We start from the raw sequence: 11,320 nt of genomic DNA, 5'->3' as shown, positions 1-11,320 counted from the left end.
TGATGCGTCGTGACGTGTCCTCATGGACATGTCACCCGCATCGTGACGCGCCGACGACGCCGCTGGTCGGGCCCGGGCCCTCGCTGGTGTCCTCGGCGCCGGCGCTGTCGGTGTATTCGCCGAGGTCGCCGCTGGGCGAGCCACAGGCGACAACGCCGGCGAGGAGGACGATGAGCAAATTGCGCGCGTCGAAGCTGTGAATCGGCACGCTCCGGTGATTTCCCGGCAGGGCGTGAATTCCGTGAGCGCGGCTCGCGAAAATTCTCGTCGCCCCGGCACGCGCGTCCGGGGCGGCGGCGAGGTAATCTCCGTGGCGTGGGACCGGTCGTCCTCGCGCTCGTCGTCGCGCTGCCCGTGCAGGACGTCGACGTGCGCTGGCGCGGCGATCCGCGCTGCCCTGAACATGGCTTTCGGGACAGCCTCGCCCGCTACCTCGCCGGCGCCGCCGAGCCGCGGCCGGTCGAGGTCACCGTCGACGTGCGCCGCGACGGCGACGCGCGCTGGTCGGCGACGCTGGTCCTCGCCACCGCCGAGGCCCGCAGCACGCGGACCCTGCGCGGCCGCTCGTGCGCCGAGATCGGCGACGCCGCGGCGTTCGTGACCGCGGTGGTGGTCGACCCGGGCGTGCTGTCGCGCCCCGGCGGGGCGATCGTGCCGGCGCCGGAGGCCCCGGAGGCCGGGGGAACGGCCCTGTCCTCGGGGACACCTCCCGGTGCGGGCGGCGCGCGCCCCGGGGCGGTCGTGCCGGCGCCGGAGACCCTCGAGGCTGGTCGAACGGACATGTCCTCGGGGACACGGGATGACGCGGGCGGCGCGGACGCGGTGGACCTGTTTTCGGAGACATCTGCGACGAACGCGCCGAACGTGGCGCCGGCCGAGGCCGCGACGGACATGTCCGATGGGACAGGTTCCGGTGAGCCGGCGCCGTTCGAGCCGGCGCGGCCGCGCGGGTTCGTGCGGGTCGCCGGCGGGCTCGAGGCGCTGGGGATGCCGCGCGTCGGGCCTCAGGTCGGGCTGGCCGGCGGCCTCCTCGGCGAGCGCTGGCGGGTCGAGCTGACCGGCTTTTACCGCGCACCGACCACCCAGTACACGGAGGCCGACCCGCGAGCGGGGGCCCGGGTGCGCATGTGGGCGGTCGGGGCGCGCGGCTGCGGGGTGCTGCGCGGGGGGCCGGTCGAGTTTCCGCTGTGCGGCGGGCTCGAGGTCGGGCAGGTGACCGGCGAGGGCGTCGGGTTCGTCGGCGCGCGCACGGATCGCTTCGCGTGGGTCGCGGCGGTGTTCGGCCCGGCGATCGCGTGGGCGCCGCGGCCCTGGCTGGCGCTGTGGTTCGGCGCCGACGTCGGCGTGCCGCTGCTGCGCGGGACCTTCAGCGCGGCCGGGCTGGGCCCGATGTACGAGATCGCGCCGGTGTCGCTGCGGGCCGCGCTGGGGCTCGAGTTCCGGTTCGGGCGGGCAGGGTAGTTCACGGATCGGCGGCGAGCCGGGAAATCACAGCAGGTCCGCCGTGAAGCAGCCCCTCGAACCGAGCCCCCGGCCGCCGTCGGTCCCGACGCTCGAGCAGGTCTACCGCGACCACGCCGACTTCGTGTGGCGCCTGCTCCGCAACTTCGGCGTCGAGGGGGCCGGCCTCGACGACGCGTTCCACGAGGTGTTCCTGGTCGTGCACCGCCGGCTCGGCGACTACGACGGCCGCGCCAGTCTGCCGTCGTGGCTGTTCGGGATCACCCGCAACGTGGTGCTGCACCACCGCCGCAGTTACGCCCGTCACCAGCGGCGGCTCTCCGTCGCGCCCGAGCCGAGCGCCGGGCCGCAGCCCGACGAGGTGATCGCGCGGCTCGAGGCGCGGGCCCTCATCGACCGCTTCCTCGCCACGCTCGGCGAGGAGCACCGCGTCGTCTTCATGCTCGCCGAGCTCGAGGGCCTCCGCGTGCCCGAGATCGCCGAGCAGCTCGGCGTCAATCTCAACACCCTGTATTCACGTCTCAACAGCGCGCGCAGGCGATTCGCCAGCTTCGTCGCCGGAGGTCGCGATGGATCCGCAGAGTCTGAATGAGCAGAAGTGCCGCGACCTCGTCGCCGCCTACCGCGGCGAGCGCATGCCCGCAAACCGGCGCGCCGCCGCGTGGGCCCGGCTGCAGGCGGAGATCGGCGAGGACAGCGAGGATGTCCCGGGACGGGCGCGACGCGGCGATCGCCGGCGCGACCTGTTCTGGGGCGTGGTGCTGGTCGCGGCCGCGGTGGTGCTGGTGGTCGTCGGGGCGCGCGGGCGGGTGTCGCAGCGGGCGGACCGCGACGCGCACAGCCAGGCGGCCCATGGCGCGGCGGGGTCGACCGACGCGCTGACGCCGGCGAGGAGTCCTGCGAGCGCGAGCGCCGGCGCCGAGTCGGACGAATCGGGGTCCGTCCCCGAGCCCGCGCCCGAGCCGCGGCCGCGGGTCCCGGCGACGCGGGCCGCAGATGTCCCGAAGGACATGCCGGCCCTGGACGCCGAGCTGGCGCTGCTCCGCGCCGCCCGCGAGGCCCTGGCGCGCAGTTCGCCGGCCGCGGCGTTGCGGTCGCTCGAGCAGCACGCGCGCGAGTTCCCGGGCGGGCACCTGGTGGAAGAGCGGATGCTGCTGCGCGCACAGGCGCAGTGCGAGCTCGGCGAGCGCGTGGCGGCCCGCGCGACCGCGGCCGAGCTGGTGCGGGCTTTCCCGCGGTCACCCCACGCGGCCACGGTCGCGGGGCTGTGCGTCGATTGAGGCGAGGCGGCGAGCGCGGCGCAGGTCGGTCACCTCGCACACGGCGAGCGCGGAAGCGGGGAGGCGTGGGTGGCGTCCGCGGATGAGCTCGGCTTCGCGGATGGCGATCGAGTGCTCTCGTCCGGAGCTCGCGACGGTCGCGCGGGCCGCCCACGGCTCCGTGGCGGTCCGGCCTCGATCGGCCGGGCCCGGCGTAGTACGCTGGCGAGGTGTTCGGCCTCGCGCTCGCCAACCTCATCCTCGTCGGGGCGCCAGCGCCGGCGGACGACGTCATGGACCGCGGGACGACCTGGTACGTCGCCGGTGCATCGGTCCCCGAGCCGCCGATCGCCCTCGCGCTGGTGATCGTCGCCGCCGCCGGGATGCGGGTCCGCGAGCGCCGTCGCCAGCGCGCCGGCCGGGTCTGAGCGAGAGCATGCCGAGCTTCGCGAGCACGCGGATGTCGGCGAACGCGAGCGGGCGGTTAACGCACGGTTCGCGGAGGGGCGCGCAGCCGAGGCGCACCCCACGAGTCGCGCGCCTGACATGTTAGGATGCGCGCCGCCGAACCGGCGGCACATGAACAGTACGTATATAATGACTCGAGGCAGGCTTGCAGCCCGGCGAATGCTCGTGGGGATGCGAACGGCGGTGCTGTTCGCCTGCGCCTGCGCGGTGGGCTGTGGCGGGCGACAGGCCGACGCTGCGCAGGCGGAGCAGGCGACGGGCGAAACACCGGCGCTCGCGGCGGCGCTCCGCGTGGCGGTGGCCGAGGCGATGGCGACGGGCAGCCCCGGGATGGTGGTCGCCGTCGGACGTGGCGACCAGGTCGTGTTCGCCGAAGGTTACGGTCTTGCGAACCTCGAGGACGAGGTCGCGGTCGACGTCGACACCGTGTTCCCGATCGCGTCGATCACCAAGCAATTCACGGCGGCGGCGATCCTGCTGCTCGTCGAGGAGGGCAAGGTCGGGCTCGACGATCGGCTGTCGCGCTTCGTGCCGGAGGTGCCGCAGGCGCACCGCGTCACGGTCGCGCAAGCGCTCGTGCAGACGGCGGGGATCGCCGATTACGCGGAAGACCCGGCGGGGGAGCACCTCAAGTCGGTGCGGCGGACGCCCGAGGAGATGGCGCGCTGGATCGCGGGGTTGCAGCCGCCGTTCGTGTTCGAGCCGGGCTCGTCGTGGGGATACAGCAATTCCAACTACGCGCTGCTCGGACTCGTCGTCGCGCGCGCGAGCGGTGAGTCCTATCCGTCGTTCCTCGCGCGGCGCCTGTTCGCGCCGGCGGGTCTGAAGCACACGGCGTTCGACGATCCGGCCGACGTCGTCCCGCGACGAGCGCGAGGCTATCGCGTGAGCAAGACCGAGCCCGGGCGTTACCACAACGCCGACTGGATCAGCCCGACATTGCCGGGGCCGGCGGGAGGCCTGCGCTCGACGGCGGGCGATCTGTTGCGCTGGCAGGCGGCGCTGTTCGGCGGACGCATCCTGTCGCCGGCCAGCCTCGCGCTGATGACGACGGCGGGGCGACTGGCCGACGGGCGCACCACGCGAGCGGCGATGCCGGCGGCGATGCAGGCGGCGTGGGGCTCCGACTACGCGATGGGCGTGCTGGTCGGCTCGCCGGACGGACGGGCCCGGTTCTGGCACTCCGGCGACATCGACGGGTTCTCGTCGTGGGCCGCGTATTACCCGGACGAGCGGATCGGCATCGCCATCCTGCAGAACAGCCAGTCGGCAGAGCGCAACGAGGCGGCGATCGAGCGGATCGTGCTCGAGGCGCTGGCAACAGGGCGCCGCGCGGGCGAATGACGGTACCCGCTCTCCCGCCCTCTCCCTGGCGTGCGCGAGGAAGCGAGGCGGCGCATCACCCCTGGTCGCCGCGGGGCCTGACGATCGCGTGGACCACACAGTCCATTCCGCACAGGTGATCGAGGCGCTCGAAGGGCATGTGGATCTTCGCTAGCACCCGGATGGACGCCGTGTTGCGGCGGTCGGCGAACGCGATCACCCGCGGCAGATGCAGGACCTCGAGCGCATGACGCAGCCACGCCGACGCGACCTCCGTCGCCAGGCCCCGTCCCCAGTGCGCGCGCGCCAGGCGGTAGCCGAGCTCCAGCTCGCCTGTCTCCGCCAGGTGCAAGATCCCCGAATCGCCGAGGTACTCGCCCGACGACGCGTCGCGGACGGCCCACTTCGAGAAGCCGTGGCGGTCCTGGTGCTCGATGTACCGCTCGATCCGGGCGTGCGTCGCGGCCGGGGTCGGATCGGCAGCGCCGGCGGCGTAACGCATGACCTCCGGATCGCCGAACACGGCGAACGCGTCGGCCGCGTCCGCACGCAAGAATGGGCGAATCACGGTGCGCTGCGTGAGGAGTTCGTGCACGGGGTGATTCACCCAACGAGCATGCCAGCGCCGGGGCGGCGGGTCGATGCTCGAGAGGTGGCATTCGTCGCCGCGGGCGCGCCACGGGTGTCCGCCGCTCGCGAATGACACGCCGTGAATGACGTGAAGAGGCGTCTGTTCGGCGGCCAGCCCTGGCGGTCGAACAGGCGCTCATGACCTGTCTCATGGGACATGCTTCCATCGAAGTTCACGACGGTGTGTGGCCTCTCACGGCTGCAGCCGTGCCAGGGGTCCGGGAGCCGAGATGCACGTGTTGCCGTTGCTGCTCGCCGCTTGTCCGCCGGCCGGTCTCGACCGCAACGACACCGCCGCGAAAACCGCGATCGTGGCGATCTTCGACGCGCGGCCGCGAGCGCGCTGGCGGAGGCCGTACTTCCTCGTCGGCCGAGGTTGGCGCGATCGCCGCCCCGTGTCTCCGTCCTGACCTCGGCCTAAGCTGGGCGACGAGCGCTGCAATGACGGCAAGCACTGGCTCGCGCGACCGACTGCTCCTCGAGATCTCCTCCTTCATCACCGAGCACGCGCTTGCGGGCACCGGCGAGGCCGAGGTCGTGCTCGGCGTCTGCGAGCGGCTCGTCGCGGGTGGGGTGCCGCTGTGCCGGATGATCGTCGGGGTCGACACGCTGCACCCGCTCGTCGTCGGCAGGCTCCATACCTGGCGGCGCGGGAGCGGCATCGAAACGACCGAGTTCGGGCGGGAGGTGATCGACTCGACGATGACGTCGTGGGCGAGCAGTCCGTTCCATGACCTGTACACGGGCGGGACGTCGCTGTATCGCTTCCGGTATCCGCCACCGGACGGCCGCTATCCTTTCACGGTCCTCGAGGAGCTCGCCGCATTCGGGCTGACCGATTATGTCGCGTGCCTCCAGCGGCTCGGCGACGGCGTCAGGCTCGGGGAGCTCGACTGCGTGTATTCGTCGTGGGCGACCGACGGGCCCGGCGGCTTCTCGGACGCCGACGTCGCGCTGTTCGACGCGCTCGGCCGGTTCCTCGCGGCGTCGATCGTGTCTCGCACGGTCCGGCAGATCGCGTGCACCCTCGCCGAGACGTACATCGGCGCCGGGGCGGCCGAACGAGTCCTCGGCGGTGCCATTGTCCGCGGCGTGGCCGACCGGATCCGTGCGGTCGTCTGGTTCAGCGACCTCAAGGGCTTCACGAGCATGGTTGATACCGTCGACCCCGCGCTCGTCCTGCCGCTGCTCGACGACTACGCCGAACCGCAGGTCGCCGCGATCCACGCTCACGGCGGCACCGTGCTCAAGTTCATCGGCGACGGGCTGCTGGCGATCTTCCCGGTCGGGGAAGACGCCGCCGAGGCCTGCGAGCGCGCGCTCGCGGCGACCGACGCGGCGCTGTCCGCCCTCGCCGAGGTCAGCGCGCGCCGCTCGTCCAACGGCCTGCCGACGACCGGGGCCTACTTCGCGCTGCACGTCGGCGACGTGTTCTACGGCAACATCGGCGGCGCCGATCGCCTCGACTTCACGGTGATAGGCCCGGCCGTGAACGAGGCCGCCCGCATGTCGGCGATGTGTCGCCCGCTCGGGCGTGACGTCCTGGTGTCGCAGGCGTTCGCCGGCGCGCTGTCCCAGTTGCAGCGCCGCCTGTCGCCGGTAGGCAGCCACACGCTGCGTGGCGTCGCCCAGCCGCAGGCGCTGTTCGCGGTGATTCCCGAGTCGCGCAAACGCGACGACGTCTGAGTGCAGCGTCGAGTACGGCGCGCGCTCGCAGGCAGAGGTGCTCGCTGAGGGGCAGATGCGCCTCGATGTGTTGCTCGAGCGACCGCAGTCGAAGCATCCGCCCCCAGCTCCCGCGCTGGCAATTACCGCGAACAGGGCCGGCAGCTGGCCACTCGAGGTCGCCCGACATCCCGACGGCTGCTGCGCGAAAGCGAGCGGGCGACGCGCGGTCGCGGGCCTGTTAGCATCCCGGCGGCCCATGACTGCCTCGAAGACCCCCGCTTCCGACCTGCAGACCCTCGACGCCGCCGCGGTGAACGCCCGGCTGCCTCAGTTCACGGCCGACGAGCTCGAGGCGCTGATCCGGCGGGCCAACAAGGAGTACTGGGACGACCAGGCGCCGACGCTGCCGGACCCGCTGTACGACCAACTGGTCGAGCGGCTGAAGCGGGTGCGGCCCGACGCCGCGGTGCTCGAGGAGATGGGGCCGCAGGCGAGCGAGGCGCCGGCGCTCGAGGCGGAGGAGGCGCTGCGACTGGCGCCGGAGCAGCGGTTCGGCGCGGCGGTCCGCCACCAGCGGCCGATGCTCTCGCTCGAGAAGTGTTACAACGAGACCGACCTGCAGAGCTGGGCCGGCAAGTTCAGCGGCGAGATCCTCGTCATGCCGAAGATGGACGGCGTGGCCTGCAGCCTGCGCTACGACAAGAAGGGCAAGCTGGTGATGGCGGCCACCCGCGGCTCGGGCACCGAGGGCGAGGACGTGACGATGAACGCGCTCGAGGTGAAGGACATCCCGCGCACGGTCGCGTCGGGCGGGGTCGAGCTCGAGATCCGCGGCGAGCTCTACATGAAGCTCAGCGACTTCGCCAAGTTCAAGGGCGACTTCGCCAACCCGCGCAACCTGACGGCCGGTTCGATCAAGCAGAAGGAGCGCAAGAACTCCCGCAACGCGCACCTGAGCTTCTTCGCCTACGACATCATCGGCCCCGAGTTCGCCGACGAGCGCGAGAAGTTCGAGCTGCTGAAGCAGCTCGGGCTCGGCGGCATCGACCACGAGTTCGTCGACCGCGCGGGGCTGCAGGCCAGCTACGACCGCTGGGCCCGCATGCGGCCGGAGCTCGACTACGAGATCGACGGGGTGGTGTACCGCGCGTCGTCGGTCAAGGAGCAGAAGCGGCTCGGGCTGACCGGGCACCACCCGCGCTACGCGCTGGCCTACAAGTTCCAGGGCGACTCGGGCGTGACCGACCTGCTCGACATCCTCTGGTCGGTCAGCCGCACCGGGGTGATCACGCCGGTGGCCCTGCTCGAGCCGGTCGAGCTCAGCGGCGCGCGGATCGGCCGGGCCAGCCTGCACAACCTCAACATCTTCGAGTCGCTCGGACTGACCCACAACTGCCGCGTCGAGGTCACCCGCCGCGGCGGCGTGATCCCCAACGTCGAGCGCGTGGTCGAGTCGGGCCCGGCGTCGCGCCCGTTCGACCTGCCGACGCAGTGCCCGGCCTGCGGCGGGCCGATCGAGCGCCGCAAGAAGCGCGACGGCGAGAACCTGTGGTGCGCCGAGCCGAAGAAGTGCGTGCAGGCCCGCCTCGGCGAGCTCGAGCACTTCGCCAAGGTGGTCGACCTGCAGGGCTTCGGCCCGAAGGTGATCGGCGCGGCGGTCGACGCCGAATTGCTGAGCACCCCGGCCGACTACTACCGCCTGCGCGCGGTCGACCTGCAGGAGCTCGAGCGCCTGGGCGAGAAGAGCGCGCAGAACCTCATCGACCAGATCGAGGCCCACCGCGAGCTGCCGCTGGCGGTGTTCCTGCAAGCGCTGGGGATCGAGCACCTCGGCAAGCAGAACGCGCTGCTGCTGGCCGGCGAGTTCCGCACGCTCGAGCGGATCCGCGAGCTCACCCAGGCCGACCTGACGGCCGTCCGCGGGATCAAGGACGCGATCGCCGACGCGATCGTGAACGGCCTCAAGGCCCGCTCGGAGCTGATCGACGCCCTGCTGCAGCACGTCACGGTGCTCCCCGGCGAGGCCGCGCCCGCCCCGGTCGAGGGCGCGGCGCTGTCGGGCAAGAGCTTCGTGTTCACCGGCACGCTCGAGGCCTTCACCCGCGAGGTCGCCCAGGCCCGCGTGCAGGCGCTCGGCGGCGAGAACCCGTCCGGCGTGACGAAGGCCCTGACCTACCTCGTCGTCGGCGCCGGCCGCGGCGCCAAGTCGAGCAAGCAGAAGAAGGCCGAGGAGCTGATCGCCGCCGGCGCGCCGCTGCAGATCCTCAGCGAAGAGGAGTTCCTGGCGCTGGTCGGCTCGCTCGAGTGATGGCGCCTGTCCGTGAGGGCATGCCCTTGCGGGCATGTCCGATCGGGCATGGGCGTGAGGACATGTCCGAAGTCGCGCGCGGGGCCCCGGCGGCACCGGGGCCCCGCGCGGCGCTCGTCCGGCGGGCTGCGGCGCTCGGCGAGGCGCTGCTATCATGACGGCATGAATCGCCTGTTCGAGGCCGAGGTGTTCGTGCGGGTGGTCGAGGACGGCAGCCTCACGGCGGCGGCGCGGCGGCTGGGGATGACGACCTCGTACGCGAGCAAGCTGGTGACGCGGCTCGAGGAGCGGCTGGGCGCGCGCCTGGTGATCCGGACCACGCGCAAGCTGACGCTGACGGACACCGGGCGGAGCTACTACGAGCGCTGCACCGAGGCGATCCGCGGGCTCGAGGAGGCCGAGCGGATGGCGACGGAGGAGCAGCAGGCGCCGCGCGGCACGCTGCGCCTGACCGTGCCCAACGCGTTCGGCTCGCTGTACGCGATGGGGCTGCTGGCCGAGTTCAAGGCGCGCTTCCCCGAGCTCACGCTCGAGCTGGCGTTCCTCGACCGCCAGGTCGACCTGATCGGCGAGGGCTTCGACGTGGCGCTGCGGATCGGCGAGCTCGGCGACCCGCGGCTGATCGCCCGGCGCCTGGCGAGCACGGACCGGATCGTGATGGCGAGCCCGAGCTATCTCGAGCGGGCCGGGACGCCGCGCGAGCCGGAGGACCTGGCGGGCCACGAATGCCTGCTCTACGCCCACCACGCGGCGCCGGGGCGGTGGAAGGTGCAGGGCCCGCGAGGCGTGGTCGAAGTGGACGTGGCGGGGCACCTGGTCGCAAACCACGCGATGATGCTGGTCGAGGCGGCCAGGCAGGGGCTCGGCCTCGTCTTCGTGCCGGTGCTCCTGGCGGCCGCCGAGCTGCACGCGGGCCGGCTGCGCCGCGTGCTGGCGCCGTGGCACTGGCCGACGGGGGTGTTCGCCGTGTACCCGCCGGCGCCGCGCGTGCCGGCGAAGACGCGGGTGCTGGTCGACTTCCTGGTCGAGCGCATGCGCGTGCCGCCGTGGGCCGGGCTCATCGCTTGAGTTCGGCGTAGGTGTTGGGGACGTTGACCTGCTTGTGAATCCAGTCCCACAGGCGGTAGCCCTGATACTCGGGGAGGGCGACGGCGGCGACGGTGGCCTCGAGATCGAGGCCGTCGGCGACGGCGGCCTCGACCCCGGCGAGCATGGCGTGGAGGTAGGCGATCGAGAATTCCATGGCCGCGGGGGCCAGCGGGCGGCCGTGGCCGGGGACGACGATCGCGTCGGCCGGGAGCGAGTCCTTGACGGCGGTGAGGGTGACCTCGGCGGCGGCGCCGTTGCCGGCGAGCAGCCACGGGATCCCCGGCTCCTCGGTGACGAAGGCGTTGCCGGTCCACAGGACCTTCGCGTCGGGCACGTAGACGAACAGGTCGCCGGGGGTCTGGGCGAACCCGTAATGGCGGGCCTCGACGACGACGCCGCCGAGGTCGACCGACCAGCCGCCGTCGGCGACGCGGATGTCGGCGGCGACCGGCTCGATCTCGTCGATGCCCTGATCGACGCCGAAGTTGGCCTCCATGAACGCGACGTCCTCCTCGAAGTGCGCGGCGATGTACTCGGCGGTCTGCTCGTGCTGGACGACCTCGACGTCGTCCGGGAGGAAGATGTTGCCGAAGGTGTGATCGCCGTGGCTGCTGGTGTTGACGACGTAGCGGATCGGCCTGTCGGTCTCGGCCTGGACCAGCGCGACCGCCTGACAGAACAGCTGGCGATTGATCATGCTCTCGACCATCAGCACGCCGTCGTCGCCGACGACGAAGCCGCCGCTGGTGGCCAGCGGGATGCCGGCCGGGCCGTGCTCGGCGGCGTCGGCGTCGTAGATGGCGAACACGCCGGGCGCGAGCTCCTCGGAGACGAGGCGGATCGCGTTGGGGGTCCAGGCGTACGCCGGGTTCGGCTCGACGAAGGTGGGTGGCTGGTCGCAGGCGGAGAAGCTCTGGCGCGCCTCGGAGCCGCCGCCGCAACCGGCGACGAGGAGAGCGAGGAAAACAGGGGAGGGACGACGACGCTGCATGCGGCCACGATGAGGCCCACCGCGGCGCGGGAGTAGCCGGGCGCCGGGACAGGGACTGTTTCCACGGGGTCCACAGTCTCGGCCGCGCGGGCGCTGCCGCAGACGAGAGCAGGAGCCAGCGTC

11 protein-coding genes are annotated in these 11,320 nt (G+C 72.5%); 8 read left to right on the top strand and 3 right to left on the bottom strand.

Annotated features, from left to right (window positions below; all coding sequences use genetic code 11):
• Positions 1-31: 31 nt before the first annotated feature.
• A complete protein-coding gene (locus tag K7C98_RS17315; protein ID WP_224192779.1) occupies positions 32-208 on the bottom strand; it encodes a hypothetical protein in 177 nt (58 codons plus the stop codon).
• A 107-nt stretch (positions 209-315) separates the two neighbouring features.
• Between K7C98_RS17315 and K7C98_RS17310 the strand changes: the two genes are divergently transcribed.
• The 5 genes from K7C98_RS17310 (at position 316) to K7C98_RS17290 (ending at position 4,532) form a co-directional block, all read left to right on the top strand.
• Entirely contained in the window at positions 316-1,461 is a 1,146-nt protein-coding gene (locus K7C98_RS17310; protein WP_224192778.1) for a hypothetical protein, read from the top strand.
• 43 nt (positions 1,462-1,504) lie between these two features.
• Positions 1,505-2,053 (top strand): RNA polymerase sigma factor, encoded by a 549-nt coding sequence (locus tag K7C98_RS17305; RefSeq protein ID WP_224192777.1) that lies wholly within the window; start codon positions 1,505-1,507, stop codon positions 2,051-2,053.
• A complete protein-coding gene (locus K7C98_RS17300; RefSeq protein ID WP_224192776.1) occupies positions 2,031-2,741 on the top strand; it encodes a hypothetical protein in 711 nt (236 codons plus the stop codon). Before K7C98_RS17305 ends, K7C98_RS17300 begins: the two co-directional genes overlap by 23 nt.
• A 209-nt stretch (positions 2,742-2,950) precedes the next feature.
• On the top strand, positions 2,951-3,148 hold the full coding sequence (locus K7C98_RS17295) for a PEP-CTERM sorting domain-containing protein (protein ID WP_224192775.1): 198 nt from the start codon (positions 2,951-2,953) through the stop codon (positions 3,146-3,148).
• 118 nt (positions 3,149-3,266) lie between these two features.
• On the top strand, positions 3,267-4,532 hold the full coding sequence (locus K7C98_RS17290; protein ID WP_224192774.1) for a serine hydrolase domain-containing protein: 1,266 nt from the start codon (positions 3,267-3,269) through the stop codon (positions 4,530-4,532).
• Positions 4,533-4,587: 55 nt separating this feature from the next.
• On the opposite strand, the gene K7C98_RS17285 is transcribed toward K7C98_RS17290, so the two are convergent.
• Complete coding sequence (locus K7C98_RS17285) at positions 4,588-5,118, bottom strand: GNAT family N-acetyltransferase (protein WP_224192773.1); 531 nt, start codon at positions 5,116-5,118, stop codon at positions 4,588-4,590.
• Positions 5,119-5,582: 464 nt separating this feature from the next.
• Between K7C98_RS17285 and K7C98_RS17280 the strand changes: the two genes are divergently transcribed.
• From K7C98_RS17280 to K7C98_RS17270, 3 genes are all read left to right on the top strand, one after another.
• Positions 5,583-6,827 carry an adenylate/guanylate cyclase domain-containing protein gene (locus K7C98_RS17280; RefSeq protein ID WP_224192772.1) on the top strand — a complete coding sequence of 415 codons (1,245 nt, stop codon included), beginning with the start codon at positions 5,583-5,585 and terminating at the stop codon, positions 6,825-6,827.
• 238 nt (positions 6,828-7,065) lie between these two features.
• A complete protein-coding gene (ligA, locus tag K7C98_RS17275) occupies positions 7,066-9,117 on the top strand; it encodes an NAD-dependent DNA ligase LigA (protein ID WP_224192771.1) in 2,052 nt (683 codons plus the stop codon).
• Between the two features lie 162 nt (positions 9,118-9,279).
• On the top strand, positions 9,280-10,185 hold the full coding sequence (locus K7C98_RS17270; RefSeq protein WP_224192770.1) for a LysR family transcriptional regulator: 906 nt from the start codon (positions 9,280-9,282) through the stop codon (positions 10,183-10,185).
• On the opposite strand, the gene K7C98_RS17265 is transcribed toward K7C98_RS17270, so the two are convergent.
• A complete protein-coding gene (locus K7C98_RS17265) occupies positions 10,175-11,197 on the bottom strand; it encodes an MBL fold metallo-hydrolase (RefSeq protein ID WP_224192769.1) in 1,023 nt (340 codons plus the stop codon). The genes K7C98_RS17270 and K7C98_RS17265 overlap by 11 nt on opposite strands.
• Positions 11,198-11,320: the final 123 nt, after the last annotated feature.

This window comes from Nannocystis pusilla (assembly GCF_020073745.1).
Classification (GTDB): domain Bacteria; phylum Myxococcota_A; class Polyangia; order Nannocystales; family Nannocystaceae; genus Nannocystis; species Nannocystis radixulma.
This window is presented reverse-complemented; position numbering and strand designations above follow the sequence as displayed.